Here is a 14470-nt window from a genome sequence, read left to right as displayed (position 1 = left end):
GAACCAGAAGTTTGGTTCCCGCCGGAATCGCGTGACCCTGGAGGTGCCGACCGCCTCCGAGGAGCTGGTCCCGGGGAACTCCGGCTGGTCAGAGCAGCTTGCCGACGGCGCCGTAGCCGTTGGCCGGGGCTTCGGCGGTGGGCTCGGGCCAGTGGTTGATCGGGGTGAGGCCGGGTTCGACCAGCTCGCAGCCGTCGAGGAGCGCGGCGATCCCGGCGCGGTCGCGCAGGACCAGCGGCGTCGACGTGCTGCGGTAGATGGTCTGCCCGCGGTGCGCCTCGCTGTCGGTCATCGTGATGGTGGCCGCGTGCGACAGCGCCAGGTAGCTGCCCGGGGCGCAGGCCTCGCGGTAGGTGCGCAGGATGCGGGCCGGGTCGTCGGACTCGGGCACGAAGTGCAGGATGGCCACCGCCAGCACCGCCATCGGTCGGGAGAAGTCCAGCAGCCCGGAAACCCCTGGTGCGGACAGGACTTCGCCCGGGTTGCGGATGTCGGCCTGGGTGACGCTGACGCGTGGCTGGTCGGCCAGCAGCGCGCGGGCGTGCGCGACGGCGACCGGTTCGTGGTCGACGTAGGCGACCCGGGCGGCCGGGTTCTGCTGCTGGGCGATCTCGTGGACGTTGCCGACGGTCGGCACCCCGGAACCCAGGTCGAGGAACTGGTCGACGCCCTGCCCGCACAGGTACCGCACCACCCGGCCGAGGAACCAGCGGTTCATCCGCGCGAACCGGCCGATCTCCGGGGTGACCGCCAGCGCCTTCTCGGCGGCCTCCCGGTCGGCGGCGAAGTTGGTCGCCCCGCCGAGGTAGTAGTCGTACATCCGCGCCACGTTCGGCGAGGAGGCGTCCACCGGCACCTCGGGTGTCGGCTGCGGGTCGTCGTGCTCCATCCTCGATCCTCCCTGGAACCGGGTCCGCGACACCCTAACTCCCGGACGGCCGCGGTCCGGTGGTCTTCGGGGATCAGCTCCGGTGCGGGTACTCCATCGGGACGCCGTCCGGGGACAGCGGTGGGGCGGGCAGGTCGGCGCTGGAGGTGAGCGGGGCGGCACCCTGGAGCGCCCGCCCGGCTGGCTCCTTGATCAGCAGCGTGCTCAGCAGCCCGACCACCCCGGCTCCGACGAGGTAGTAGCCGGGCCAGTCGAGGTTGCCGGTCGTGGTCACCGCGATCCCGATGATCGTGGGCGCGGTGCCCGCGAACGCCGAGACGAACACGTTGAAGATGATGGACAGGCTGCCGTAGCGGACGAAGGTGGGGAACAGCGCGGGCAGCGTCGACGGGGTCACCGCCGCGAAGCACAGCAGCGCGAACCCCATGATCAGCAGTCCCAGGACCTGGCCGGGCAGTCCCGCGCGCAGCAGCTGCACCGCGGGCAGGCCGAGCGCGATCAGCGCGGCGCTGCCGGTGAGCAGGATCGGCTTGCGGCCGATCCGGTCGCTGAGCCTGCCGACGAACGTGATCGCGCACAGCATCGCGAGCATGACCAGCACCTGCAGCGAGGTGGACAGCGCGCCGCTGGCGCCGCCCTGGCCGTGGCCCGGCAGGGTCCGCGTCAGGTAGGTCGGCACGTAGTTGGTCAGCACGTAGTTGGTGGTGTTCCAGGCGACGACGAGGCCGCCGGCGATCAGCGCCGCCGAGCGGCACCGGGTCAGCAGGATCTGGAACACGCGCCGCAGCGCCATGCTCGCCATCGCCGGGGAGCGCTCCATCAGCTGCCGGAACGCGGGGGTCTCCTCCAGCCGCAGCCGCAGGTAGATCCCGACCACGCCGAGGGGGAGGGCGAGCACGAAGGGCAGTCGCCACCCCCAGGCCAGCATGTCGCCCTCGGGCAGCACCGCGACGAGGACCGCGGCGGCACCGGCGCCGAGCGCGTAGCCGACGAGCGTGCCGAATTCCAGCCAGCTGCCCAGGAATCCGCGCCGCCGGTCCGGCGCGTACTCGGCGATGAGGGTCAGCGCCCCGGTGTACTCGCCGCCCGCGGCGAAGCCCTGCAGCAGCCGGATCAGCAGCACGAGCACCGGGGCTGCGAGGCCGATCGCGCCGTAGCTGGGGACGACCCCGAGCAGTGCGGTCGCGATCGACATCAGCAGGATGGTGGCGGCCAGCACCCGGGTGCGGCCGATCCGGTCGCCCAGCGGTCCGAAGACCACCCCGCCGAGCGGGCGCACCACGAACGCGGCGGCGAAGGTGCCCAGGGTGAGCACCGCCGCCCACTCCCCGGCGTCGGGGAAGAACACCTGGTCCAGGGCGATCGCGGCGAGGTAGGAGTAGAGGCCGAAGTCGTACCAGGCCGCGATGTTGCCCAGCGTCGCCGCCGTCGTGGCGCGGCGGATCGTCTGCGCGTCCTCGATGGCCAGCTCGCCACCTGCGCCGCGGGGCACGGGCGGCCCGGTCACCCGGCCGCGCCGATCCGTCCGGTGCGCGACCGGACCGGTCCGAGGAGCTGGCGCATGATCACCCCTGATCTGCACAACTGATATATCTGTTCACGCTAACGAGGCCGCCAGGGGTGGTCAAGGGTTCGGTGGCCCGGCGAGGTGGCGCAGCCGCTCGTGGATCTCCTCGGCGGCGCGGGCGAGGACCCCTGCCACATAGGGGAAATCGGCCGCCTGGAGGTGCTCGGCGTCGGCCGCCGCGCTCAGCGTCCCGGCCAGCCGTCCGCCCGGGCCCCGCACCGGGACCGCGACCGACCGGAGCTCGCGCTCGAACTCCCCGCTCGCCGTGGCCCACCCGCGGTCGCGCACCCGGTTGAGGTCGGCCGTCAGTGCGCCGCGCGTGGTGATGGTGTTGTCGGTGTACCGCGCCAGTGGCTGCCGCAGGACCTCCTCGAGCTCCTCGAAGCCGAAGCTGGCCAGCAGCACCTTCCCGCTCGCCGTCGCGTGCAGCGGGACGCGGAGGCCGATCCAGTTGCGCTCGGTGCTCGGCTCCTGCACCACGGCGGTCGCCCCGCCGCTCTCGAGGACGCTCACACTCACCGTGCCCCGCAGCTCGGACGCCAGCCGGACGCAGATCGGGTGGCTTTCCCGCGCGATGTCCAGCTGCGCGGTGGTCGCCCCGGCGAGCCGGACGATGCCGAACCCGAGCTGGAACTTCCCGCGGGACCCGGCCTGCTCGACGAACCGGAACTTCTCCAGCGCGGTCATCAGCCGGGAGGCCGTGGACTTGTGGACCCCCAGCTCGCCGGCCAGCTCGGTGACCCTGGACGGGCCGCGCTGGGCCAGCAGCACGAGCATCGACAGCGCCCGGTCCACGGCCTGGGTGGGGGTCCGGGGCTCGGCGGCTGCGGCCTTGCCGTTGTTGTGCATGCTGCAACTCCGAATTCGCGGTGACTGATCTCGCTCCTGCCGATTGACGGGATGCGGTGCGTGCCGGATGCTCTGTTGCGAATCACACGTCGTGTTCCGCAATCAGCAACAGGAGCAACGATGATCTTAGTTGGCGCGGTGGCCGACATCCCGGTCGGAGAGTCTGTACGCGTGCAGGGCAGCGTGGCAATCGCGGTGTTCAACGTGGCGGGCACCTTCTACGCGATCGACGACACCTGCACGCACCAAGATGCTTCGCTGTCGGACGGCTGGCTCGAAGGTTGTGCGGTCGAGTGCCCCTTGCACGCCGCATGTTTCGACCTGCGCACCGGCAAGCCCAGCGGGCCGCCCGCCCGGAAACCGGTCCGCACGCACCAGGTCGTGGTCACCGACGGGCAGGTCCACGTGCTCGAGACGGTGGAGGTCGGGGCCGATGTCGCCGGAGCACTCGCGGAAGAGGTCAGATGATGCGCACGATCGCCGTGGTCGGGGCCTCCCTCGCGGGTCTGACCGCCACCCGCGCCCTGCGCGACCAGGGCTTCGAGGGGCGGATCGTGGTGGTGGGCGAGGAGTCCCACGCGCCCTACGACCGCCCGCCGCTGTCCAAGGAGTTCCTGGCCGGGACCTACTCGGTCGACGACCTGCAGCTGTCCACGCCGGAGGACGACGCGCTGGAAGCGGAGTGGCGGCTCGGCCGCACCGCGACGGCCCTGGACACCGGGGACCGGGCGGTGGTCCTCGACGACGGTGAGCGGATCACCGCCGACGGCGTGGTGCTGGCCACCGGCGCCCGGGCGCGGAGCCTCCCAGGCGGTCTGCCGGGCGGTGTGCACACCCTCCGCACGTTCGACGACGCGGTGGCGCTGCGCGCCGAGCTGGTCGCCGGGGCTCGCCTGGTGGTGATCGGGGCCGGGTTCATCGGGTCCGAAATCGCCTCCACCGCAGCAGGTCTGGGCGTGGAGGTCGACGTCGTCGAAGCCGCGCAGGTCCCGCTGATGAAGCCGCTCGGCGCGGAGATGGGTGCCGTGTGCGCCAGCTTGCACGCCACCAAGGGCGTCCGGCTGCACACCGGTGCCACGCTTGCCGAGCTCGTCGGCGGCGAGCGGGTGGCGGCCGTGCGCCTGAGCGACGGCCGCGAACTCCCCGCCGACGTCGTGGTGGTCGGCATCGGAGCCGAGCCGTGCGTGGAGTGGTTGCGGGGCTCGGGCGTGGACCTCGACGACGGCGTGGTCACCGATGCGCTGGGCGCCACCAACGTCCCCGGGGTCTTCGCCGTCGGCGACTGCGCCAACTCCCACCGGAACTACCTCGGTTCGGCCCGGCGCCTGGAGCATTGGACCAACGCCGTGCAGCAGCCGGTCGCCGCGGCGTCGGCGCTGCTCGGCCAGACCTACGCGCCACCAGCGCACCACGAGGTGCCCTACTTCTGGTCGGACCAGTACGGCCACAAGATCCAGTTCGCCGGCCACCGCACCGCGGACTCGCGGATCGAGGTGCTCGAGGGCAGCCTCGAGGCGCTCGACTTCGTCGCGGTCTACCACGATCCGGACGGCAACCCGGAAGCCGTGCTCGCCATCGACCGCCCCCGCCCGTTCGGGCGGTGGCGCCGCCAGCTGGCCGGGTCCGTGCCCGCGCTCCGCTGACCCCAGCTCCCCCCCCGCTCGCGCGGGCAACCGTCCCGCGCCGACCTCCCACCAACCGCACCGCAGGAAAGGACTGCCCGTGAGTTCCGTCGAAGTCCACGGCCAGCAGCAGCCGGAACCCGCATCCAGCCTGATCCCGACCTTGCCCGGTTCGCACTACACCGACGAAGCGGTCTTCGAGCTCGAGAAGTCCCGCATCTTCCAGCGGAACTGGTTCGCCGCGGCCCGCAGCAGCGACCTGCCGACGGCGGGCAACTTCCGCAACGTCGACGTCGGCGGGGAGAGCGTGCTGATCGTGCGCGGCCGCGACGGCGCGCTGCGCGCTTTCCTCAACGTTTGCCGGCACCGCGGCGCTCGCCTGTGCGTTGAGGAGTCCGGCTCGGTCCGACGCTCCCTGCAGTGCCCGTACCACGCGTGGACCTACGGCCTGGACGGCAAGCTCGTCGCGGCGCCGAACCTGAACTCGATGCAGGACGTGGACCGCGACGAGTACGGGCTGATCGGCGTGCACCTGCGCGAGTGGCTGGGCACGGTGTGGGTGTGCCTGGCCGACGAACCGCCGTCCTTCGCCGACTCCGTGCAGGGCGCGGTCACCGTCCGGCTCGGCGACCCCACCGCGATCGACGGGTGGGGGATCGACGAGCTGGTGGTCGGCAAGCGGATCACCTACGACGTCAAGGCGAACTGGAAGCTCATCGTCGAGAACTTCATGGAGTGCTACCACTGCGCGACCATCCATCCCGAGCTCACCGAGGTGCTGCCGGAGTTCGCCGACGGCTACGCGGCGCAGTACTTCGTGGGCCACGGCGCGGAGTTCGGCGAGGAGGTGGAGGGCTTCACCGTCGACGGCCAGGGCGGGTTCGGCACGCTCGAGGGCGTCGACGAGGACCACGACCGGCGCTACTACGCGATCACCATCAACCCGCAGGTGTTCATCAACCTGGTGCCGGACCACGTGATCTTCCACCGGATGTACCCGGTCGCGGTGGATCGCACCATCGTGGAGTGCGACTGGCTCTACACCCAGGAGGTCATCGACAGCGGCGTGGACCTGTCCCGCTCGGTCGAGCTGTTCCACCGGGTCAACCAGCAGGACTTCGACGCGTGCGAGCGCTGCCAGCCGGCGATGTCCTCGCGGGCGTACGCGGCCGGTGGCGTGCTCGTGCCGAGCGAGCACCACATCGGTGAGTTCCGGGACTGGGTGAGCGCCGCGATCTCGGGCTGAACCGGCCGCGGATCCGGGGCGGGAATCGGCACCCACTGCGCCCTGGGCTGATATACCACCGATATGCCAAGCTGCGGGTACCGCAGTACCAGTCCGGTGCCAGCCCCGGATCCGCGGTTCCTCCCCAGTGGTCCGGTTCCCGGTCCGCTCCCTCTCCGCCTCCCTCCGACGAGCAGCACGAAGGAGAACACCGCATGTCGCAAGAAGTCCGCGGAGTCGTCTCGACCGCGCAGGGCAAGCCCGTCTCCGTCGAGACGATCGTGGTCCCGGACCCGGGGCCCGGTGAGGCCGTGGTGCGGGTGCAGGCCTGCGGGGTCTGCCACACCGACCTGCACTACCGGGAGGGTGGGATCAACGACGAGTACCCCTTCCTGCTGGGGCACGAGGCCGCCGGGGTCGTGGAGTCGGTCGGCGAGGGCGTCGGCAACGTCGCGCCCGGCGATTACGTGGTGCTCAACTGGCGCGCGGTCTGCGGCCAGTGCCGGGCCTGCCGCAAGGGCAAGCCGCAGTACTGCTTCGACACCCACAACGCGGCACAGAAGATGACCTTGGCCTCCACCGGGCAGGAGTTGAGCCCGGCGCTGGGCATCGGCGCGTTCGCGGAGAAGACCCTGGTGCACGCCGGGCAGTGCACCAAGGTCGACCCGCGGGTCGAGCCGCAGGTGGCGGGGCTGCTGGGTTGCGGGGTGATGGCCGGGATCGGGGCCGCGATCAACACCGGGGGAGTCGGTCGGGGCGACTCGGTCGCGGTGATCGGCTGCGGCGGCGTCGGTGATGCCGCCATCGCCGGGGCCCTGCTCGCCGGGGCGAGCACCATCGTGGCGGTGGACCGCGACCCGCGGAAGCTGGACAAGGCCCGCGAGTTCGGCGCCACCCACGTCGTCGACGCCCGGGAGGCCGACGTCGTCGCGGAGATCCGCGGTTGCACCGGCGGGTTCGGTGCTGACGTGGTGATCGACGCGGTGGGGCGACCGGAGACGTGGAAGCAGGCGTTCGAGGCCCGCGACCTCGCCGGGACGCTGGTGCTGGTCGGCGTGCCGACGCCGGACATGGTGGCGCCGGAGCTGCCGCTGATCGAGTACTTCGGCCGCGGCGGCGCGCTGAAGTCGTCGTGGTACGGCGACTGCCTGCCCTCCCGCGACTTCCCGGCGCTGGTCGACCTGCACCTGCAGGGCCGGTTGCCGCTGGAGGAGTTCGTGACCGAGGAGATCGCCCTGGACGAGGTCGAGGCGGCCTTCGACAAGATGCACCGCGGTGACGTCCTGCGCTCGGTGGTGGTCCTGTGAGCCCGGTCGAGCACCTGGTCACCTCCGGGACCTTCTCCCTGGACGGGGGGACCTGGGAGGTCGACAACAACGTCTGGGTCGTCGGGGACGAACGCGAGGTCGTGCTCATCGACCCGGCGCACGACGCCGACGCGGTCGCGGCGCGGGTGGCCGATCGTCGGGTGGTGGCGATCGTGTGCACCCACGCCCACGACGACCACGTCAACCAGGCCCCGGAGCTGTCCCGCCGGTTCGGGGCGCCCATCCTGCTCAACCCGGACGAGGCGCCGCTGTGGGGGCTGACCCACCCGGACCACCGACCGGATGCGGAGCTGCGGGACGGGCAGGTGCTGACCGTGGCGGGCACCGGGCTGCGGGTCCTGGCGACGCCAGGGCACTCGCCGGGCTCGACCTGCCTGCACGCGCCCGACCTGGGGGTCGTGTTCACCGGGGACACCCTGTTCCAGGGCGGGCCCGGCGCCACCGGCCGGTCCTACTCCAGCTTCGACACCATCATCGCCTCGATCAGCGGCACGCTGCTCGCGCTGCCCGGCGAGACGACCGTCCACACCGGACACGGTGACTCGACCACCATCGGCGCCGAGGCGCCGCACCTGGCGGAGTGGGTCGCCCGGGGGCACTGAACCCCCGCCGTCGGAGGTAGTTCTCCGCAGGGGCGTCGGCCGCAGGCATGACGGCCCCCGCAGGACGCAACTGATATATCAATCGACCAACAGGAGGTCGGCCGGATGTCCGTAACGGTTGATCAACAAGCGCCGAGCGCGCTCGGACTGCCGCTGGCGGAAGCGGACCCCGAGGTCCACGCGGCCCTCAGGCGGGAGATCGCCCGGCAGCGTGGCACGCTGGAGATGATCGCGAGCGAGAACTTCGCGCCGCTGAGCGTGATGCAGGCACAGGGCTCGGTGCTGACCAACAAGTACGCCGAGGGCTACCCGGGCCGCCGCTACTACGGCGGTTGCGAGAACGTCGACGAGATCGAGCAGTTGGCGATCGACCGGGCCAAGGCGCTGTTCGGGGCCGACTACGCCAACGTGCAGCCGCACTCCGGCGCCCAGGCCAACTCGGCGGTCATGTCCGCCCTGCTGGAACCCGGCGACACCTTCCTCGGACTGGACCTCGCGCACGGCGGGCACCTGACGCACGGCATGCGCCTGACCTTCTCCGGCAAGTACTTCGACGCCGTCGCCTACCACGTGCGCGAGGACGACCACCTCGTCGACATGGCCGAGGTCGAGCGGTTGGCGCGGGAACGCCGCCCGAAGCTGATCATCGCGGGCTGGTCGGCCTACCCGCGGCACCTGGACTTCGCGGAGTTCCGGCGGATCGCCGACGAGGTCGGCGCCTACCTCGTAGTCGACATGGCGCACTTCGCCGGGCTCGTCGCGGCCGGGCTGCACCCGTCACCGGTCCCGCATGCGCACGTGGTCACCTCGACCACGCACAAGACCCTCGGCGGGCCGCGCGGCGGGGTCGTGCTCGCCCAGGGCGACCTGGCGAAGAAGCTCAACTCCAGCGTCTTCCCCGGCTTGCAGGGCGGCCCGCTGGAGCACGTGATCGCGGGCAAGGCGGTGGCGTTCAAGCTCGCCGGGGAGGAGGCCTTCCGCGACCGGCAGGCGCGGACCCTCGCCGGGGCGCGGATCCTCGCCGACCGGCTGCTGGTCGAGCCGAACGTCGGCGTGATCTCCGGCGGCACCGACGTCCACCTGGTGCTGGTCGACCTGCGCAACTCCGAGATGGACGGCAAGCAGGCCGAGGACCGGTTGCACCGGGTCGGCATCACGGTCAACCGCAACGCCGTCCCGTTCGACCCGCGCCCGCCGATGACCTCCTCCGGGGTGCGCATCGGCACCCCGGCGCTGGCCGCCCGCGGCTTCGACGAGGAGGAGTTCACCGAGGTCGCCGACATCATCGCGCTGGCGCTGCGCCCAGAAACCCCGGAGATCGGCCTCGACGCGCTCGCCGAGCGCGTCGCGGACCTCGCCGAGAGCCGTCCCCTCTACCCGGAGCTGCAGGCATGAGCACGACGACCACGCCCCCCGGTGCGGACCTGCCCGAGCACCCCGACTTCCTGTGGCGCAACCCCGAGCCGAAGAAGACCTACGACGTGGTCATCGTCGGTGGTGGCGGGCACGGCCTGGCCACCGCGCACTACCTGGCCAAGAACCACGGCATCACCAACGTCGCGGTGCTGGAGAAGGGGTGGCTCGCGGGCGGCAACATGGCCCGCAACACCACGCTGATCCGGTCCAACTACCTGTGGGACGAGTCCGCGGCCATCTACGAGCACGCCCTGAAGCTGTGGGAGGGGCTGGAGGACGACCTCGGGTACCCGATCCTGTTCTCCCAGCGCGGCGTGCTCAACCTCGCCCACACCGAGCAGGACGTCCGCGACTCGATCCGCCGGGTGGAGGCCAACAAGCTCAACGGCATCGACGCGGAGTGGCTGACCCCGGACGAGGTCAAGCGGGTCTGCCCGATCGTCAACACCTCCGACGACATCCGCTACCCGGTGCAGGGCGCCACCTACCAGCCCCGGGCCGGGATCGCCAAGCACGACTACGTCGCGTGGGGCTTCGCCCGCCGTGCCGACGAAGCTGGCATCGACCTGGTCCAGGACTGCGAGGTCACCGGTTTCGACGTCGACGGCGACCGGGTGACCCGGGTGCGCACCACCCGCGGTGACATCGCCTGCGGCACCGTCGCGCTGTGCGCGGCCGGGCACACCTCGGTGCTGCTGGACAAGCTCGGCGTGCGCACCCCGCTGCAGTCGCACCCGCTGCAGGCGCTGGTCTCCGAGCTGCTGGAGCCGGTGCACCCGACGATCGTGATGTCCAACGCCGTGCACGTCTACGTCTCGCAGGCGCACAAGGGCGAACTGGTGATGGGCGCCGGGGTGGACTCCTACAACGGCTACGGCCAGCGCGGGGCGTTCCACATCATCGAACGGCAGATGGCCGCCGCCGTCGAGTTGTTCCCGGTGTTCGCCCGGGCGCACCTGCTGCGCAGCTGGGCCGGGGTCGTCGACGTCACCCCGGACGCGAGCCCGATCGTCGGGCACACCCCGTACGCCAACGTCTACGTCAACTCCGGTTGGGGCACCGGCGGTTTCAAGTCCACGCCGGGGATCGGCTGGTGCTACGCGCACACCATCGCGCACGGCGAGCCGCACCCCTACGTCGCCCCGTTCGCCCTGGACCGCTTCACGACCGGCGCGCTCGTGGACGAGCACGGTGCCGCCGCCGTCGCCCACTGAAACGCGAGGACTGCCATGCAACTCATCCACTGCCCGTGGTGCGGCCCCCGCGAGGAGGTCGAGTTCCACTACGGCGGCCAAGCCGACGTCGCCTACCCGGACAACCCCGCTGACCTCTCGGACCAGGAGTGGGCCGAGTTCGTGTTCTACCGCGACAACAACAAGGGACCGTTCCCGGAGCGCTGGAGCCACAGCGCGGGCTGCCGCCGCTGGTTCAACGCCATCCGCGACACCCGCACCTACGAGTTCCTGGCCACCTACGAGGTCGGCGAACCCGTCCCCGAGACGGCGCCGGACCAGCCACCGGACACCGCGGGACGCGGGATCGGTCCGGGCGCAACGACCACTGCGATCCGCGGAGAGGCGGGACTGGCATGAACAGGGTTGACGGGTTCGGGCGGGTGGACCGGAGCCGGTCGCTGACCTTCACCTTCGACGGCCGCACCTACACCGGGCACCCCGGGGACACGCTGGCCTCGGCCCTGCTGGCCAACGGTGTCCACCACATCGGCACCAGCGTCAAGCTGGGGCGACCGCGCGGCATCGGTGGGGCGTGGGTCGAGGACCCGACCGGCCTGGTGCAGGTCGAGGAGCCGTTCCCGGAGCCGATGCTGCAGGCCGCCACCATCGAGCTGACCGACGGGCTGGTGGCCCGCGGGGTCGGCGGCCAGGGGCGGCTGGCCGAGGTCCCCGACCCGGCGCGCTACGACCGCAAGCACACCCACGTCGACACCCTGGTGATCGGGGCGGGACCGGCCGGGTTGCTGGCCGCGCGCAGCGCCGCCCGGGCCGGGGAGAGCGTCCTGCTGGTCGACGACCGGCCGACCCCGGGCGGCAGCCTGACCGGTACCGAGCGGATCGGCGGCCTGCCAGCGCTGGAGTTCGCGGCGGAGGTCGTGGCCGAGCTGGCGGCCAACCCGGAGGTGCGGCACCTGCAGCGCACCACCGCGTTCGGCCAGTACGACGACGGGTTCGTGCTCGCGCTGGAGCGCCGCACCGACCACCTCGGTGCCGCCGCGCCCGCGCACCGCAGCCGCCAGCGGGTGCACCGGATCCGCGCGGTGCGGATCGTCGTCGCGACCGGCGCGCACGAGCGGCCCATCGTGTTCGCCGACAACGACCGCCCAGGCATCATGCTCGCCTCCTCGGCGCGGGACTACCTGCACCGCTACGGCGTGCTCGCGGGCCGCGAGGTCGTCGTCTTCACCAGCGACGACTCCGCCTACGCCGCGGCCGTGGACCTCGCCGACGCGGGCGCGGCGGTGACCGTCCTCGATGCGCGGGACAACCCGCCTGCGGAATGGGGGGATCGGGCAGCAGCAAGGGGAATCCAGGCCCGTCCCTCCACTGTGGTTTTCGGGACCGAAGGGGAGGGCCACGTCCGCGCGGTGACCGCGCGCAACGCCGCCGGGGAGGAGGAGCGGATCTCCGCGGACCTGCTGCTGGTCTCGGGCGGCTGGAACCCCGCCGCGCACCTGTTCAGCCACATCAGGGGCGCGCTGACCTACGACTCCTCGCTCGGCGCCTTCCGCCCGGCCGGGAACCTGCCCGGCGTCACCGTGATCGGAGCCGCCAACGGCATCTTCGACCTGGCCGACGTGGTGCGCGACGGAGCCGGGGGCGAGGCGCCGGCGGTCGAGGCGGAACCGGCCCGCACGCCGACGAAGGTGCTCTGGCGCACCGTCGGGGACCCGGACCGGCAGTTCGTCGACATCCAGCGCGACGCCACGGTGGCCGACATCCGCCGCGCCGTCGGGGCCGGGATGCGCTCGGTCGAGCACGTCAAGCGCTACACCACCATCGGCACCGCGCACGACCAGGGCAAGACCTCGGGCGTGATCGCCTCGGGCATCACCGCGGAACTGCTCGGCCGCCCGATCGAGGAACTGGGCACCACCACGTTCCGCCCGCCCTACACGCCGGTCGCGTTCGCCGCGCTGGCCGGTCGGGAGCGCGGCGCCCTGTTCGATCCCGAGCGGATCACCGCTGTGCACCCCTGGCACGTCGAGGCCGGAGCGGTGTTCGAGGACGTCGGGCAGTGGAAGCGCCCCCGCTACTACCCGCGGCCCGGTGAGGACATGGAGACCGCCGTGCTGCGGGAGTGCGCCGCGGTGCGCTCCTCGGTGGGCATCCTCGACGGGTCCACGCTGGGCAAGATCGACGTCCAGGGGCCGGACGCCGCGGAGTTCCTCGACCGGCTCTACACGAACATGATGAGCACGCTCAAGGTCGGCCGTGTCCGCTACGGCGTCATGTGCGGCAACGACGGGATGGTCCTCGACGACGGCACGGTGCTGCGGATCGACGAGCACCGCTTCCTGGTCACCACCACGACCGGCGGCGCCGCCGCGGTCCTGGACTGGATGGAGGAGTGGCTGCAGACCGAGTGGCCCGGGTTGCGCGTCCACCTGACCTCGGTCACCGAGCACTGGGCGGTCTTCCCGGTGGTCGGGCCGTGCTCGCGGGAGGTGCTGGCTCGGGTCTTCCCGGACCTGGACGTGTCCAACGAGGGCTTCCCGTTCATGTCCTGGAAGGACACCGCGCTCGACGGGATCCCGGTGCGCGTCGCGCGGATCTCCTTCTCCGGCGAGCTGGCCTACGAGGTCAACATCAACGCGCACCACGGGCTGGCGCTGTGGAAGCGGCTGCTGGCGGTGGGGGAGCGCCACGGCATCACGCCCTACGGCACCGAGACCATGCACGTCCTGCGCGCGGAGAAGGGCTACCCGATCATCGGGCAGGACACCGACGGCACCGTCACCCCGCACGACCTGGGCATGACCTGGGTGGTGTCGAAGAAGAAGGCCGACTTCACCGGCAAGCGGTCGTTCTCCCGGCCGGAGAACCAGAACCCGATGCGCAAGCAGTTCGTGTCGCTGCTGCCCACCGACGGGACCACCAAGCTGCGCGAAGGCTCCCAGGTCGTGGAGCTCCGCGCCGACGGCACCCTGCCCGAGCCCCCGGTCCCGATGCTGGGCCACGTCACGTCCAGCTACCGCAGCGCCGAGCTCGGGCGGCCGTTCGCCCTGGCGCTGGTGAAGAACGGCCGCGCCCGCATCGGCGACCTCGTGCACGTGCCGGTGGACGGCGAACTCGTCGAGGTCGAGATCGGCGACACCGTGCTGGTGGACCCGGAAGGAGCACGCCGCGATGGCTGAAACTTCGCACGCGACGCACCCGCTGGAGGCCTGGCGCGCGGCGCTGGCCGAGCTGACCTGGGCGGTCGACGGCCTGGTGGTCAAGCCCGAGGAACCAGTCGCCGCAGCGGATGTGCGGATCGACCCCACCGGCCCCGGGGCCGAGGCCGTGGAGCGCGCGCTGGGCGCGCCGCTGCCCGTCGAGCCCAACACCTGGACCGCCACCCCTGCGGGCCAGGCCATCTGGCTCGGCCCGGACGAGTGGCTGGTGACCAGCGGGATCTCCCGCCCGCACGAGCTGGAGGACGCGCTCGGCAAGGTCGTGGCCGAGCACGGCGGCGCGGCCGTGGACGTCTCCGCGCAGCGCACCGCGATCCGGTTGAGCGGGGAGCTCGCCCGCGAACTGCTCTCCTTCGGCTGCTCGATCGACCTGCGCCCAGCGGTGTTCCCCCGCGGGTCGTGCGCGCAGACCACCATCGGGCAGGCGGGCGTGCTGATCGCCGCCCTCGGCGACGGCGACGACTTCCGGCTGCTGGTCCGGCCGTCGTTCGCCGGTCACCTCGCGGACTGGTTGCTCGACGCGGCCCAGGAGTTCCGCTGAACCAGCCCCGGTCGGCCGCG

The 14470-nt window shown here is 72.0% G+C and carries 12 protein-coding genes and 1 pseudogene; 10 read left to right on the top strand and 3 right to left on the bottom strand.

Annotation, left to right across the window (positions count from 1 at the left end):
- Window positions 1–88: 88 nt before the first annotated feature.
- The 3 genes from ABT324_RS12390 to ABT324_RS12380 all read right to left on the bottom strand — a co-directional run bounded on the left by ABT324_RS12390 (window position 89) and on the right by ABT324_RS12380 (window position 3305).
- Complete coding sequence (locus ABT324_RS12390) at window positions 89–889, bottom strand: SAM-dependent methyltransferase (protein ID WP_351175481.1); 801 nt, start codon at window positions 887–889, stop codon at window positions 89–91.
- Window positions 890–962: 73 nt separating this feature from the next.
- Window positions 963–2381, bottom strand: a complete 1419-nt coding sequence (locus tag ABT324_RS12385) for an MFS transporter (protein WP_351175479.1) — start codon at window positions 2379–2381, stop codon at window positions 963–965.
- Window positions 2382–2513: 132 nt separating this feature from the next.
- A complete protein-coding gene (locus ABT324_RS12380; protein ID WP_351175477.1) occupies window positions 2514–3305 on the bottom strand; it encodes an IclR family transcriptional regulator in 792 nt (263 codons plus the stop codon).
- Between the two features lie 120 nt (window positions 3306–3425).
- On the opposite strand from ABT324_RS12380, the gene ABT324_RS12375 reads away from it, so the two are divergent.
- The 10 genes and pseudogenes from ABT324_RS12375 to ABT324_RS12330 all read left to right on the top strand — a co-directional run bounded on the left by ABT324_RS12375 (window position 3426) and on the right by ABT324_RS12330 (window position 14450).
- Window positions 3426–3773, top strand: a complete 348-nt coding sequence (locus ABT324_RS12375; RefSeq protein WP_351175475.1) for a bifunctional 3-phenylpropionate/cinnamic acid dioxygenase ferredoxin subunit — start codon at window positions 3426–3428, stop codon at window positions 3771–3773.
- Window positions 3773–4948 carry an NAD(P)/FAD-dependent oxidoreductase gene (locus ABT324_RS12370; protein ID WP_351175612.1) on the top strand — a complete coding sequence of 392 codons (1176 nt, stop codon included), beginning with the start codon at window positions 3773–3775 and terminating at the stop codon, window positions 4946–4948. Before ABT324_RS12375 ends, ABT324_RS12370 begins: the two co-directional genes overlap by 1 nt.
- Window positions 4949–5027: 79 nt before the next feature.
- Window positions 5028–6173: an aromatic ring-hydroxylating oxygenase subunit alpha gene (locus ABT324_RS12365; RefSeq protein ID WP_351175473.1), complete on the top strand. Its 1146-nt coding sequence runs from the start codon at window positions 5028–5030 to the stop codon at window positions 6171–6173.
- A 194-nt stretch (window positions 6174–6367) separates the two neighbouring features.
- Window positions 6368–7459: an S-(hydroxymethyl)mycothiol dehydrogenase gene (locus tag ABT324_RS12360; RefSeq protein WP_351175471.1), complete on the top strand. Its 1092-nt coding sequence runs from the start codon at window positions 6368–6370 to the stop codon at window positions 7457–7459.
- The gene (locus tag ABT324_RS12355; RefSeq protein ID WP_351175469.1) at window positions 7456–8082 is read left to right on the top strand and encodes an MBL fold metallo-hydrolase; all 627 of its coding nucleotides are present in this window, start codon (window positions 7456–7458) and stop codon (window positions 8080–8082) included. The genes ABT324_RS12360 and ABT324_RS12355 overlap by 4 nt, the downstream gene beginning before the upstream one ends.
- A 105-nt stretch (window positions 8083–8187) precedes the next feature.
- A complete protein-coding gene (gene glyA, locus ABT324_RS12350) occupies window positions 8188–9477 on the top strand; it encodes a serine hydroxymethyltransferase (protein WP_351175467.1) in 1290 nt (429 codons plus the stop codon).
- Window positions 9474–10712, top strand: coding sequence for a sarcosine oxidase subunit beta family protein (locus ABT324_RS12345; protein ID WP_351175465.1), 1239 nt, complete (start codon window positions 9474–9476; stop codon window positions 10710–10712). Before glyA ends, ABT324_RS12345 begins: the two co-directional genes overlap by 4 nt.
- Window positions 10713–10727: 15 nt before the next feature.
- Window positions 10728–10994, top strand: a pseudogene (locus ABT324_RS12340) (sarcosine oxidase subunit delta); the annotation flags it as partial.
- Window positions 10995–11086: 92 nt separating this feature from the next.
- Window positions 11087–13870, top strand: coding sequence for a 2Fe-2S iron-sulfur cluster-binding protein (locus tag ABT324_RS12335; protein WP_351175464.1), 2784 nt, complete (start codon window positions 11087–11089; stop codon window positions 13868–13870).
- Window positions 13863–14450, top strand: a complete 588-nt coding sequence (locus ABT324_RS12330; RefSeq protein WP_351175462.1) for a sarcosine oxidase subunit gamma — start codon at window positions 13863–13865, stop codon at window positions 14448–14450. Before ABT324_RS12335 ends, ABT324_RS12330 begins: the two co-directional genes overlap by 8 nt.
- Window positions 14451–14470 lie beyond the last annotated feature (20 nt).

This window comes from Saccharopolyspora sp. NPDC000359 (assembly GCF_040300525.1).
Taxonomy (GTDB): domain Bacteria; phylum Actinomycetota; class Actinomycetes; order Mycobacteriales; family Pseudonocardiaceae; genus Saccharopolyspora.
The sequence above is the reverse complement of the archived record's forward strand: the minus strand, read 5'-3'. Positions and strand labels throughout refer to the sequence as shown.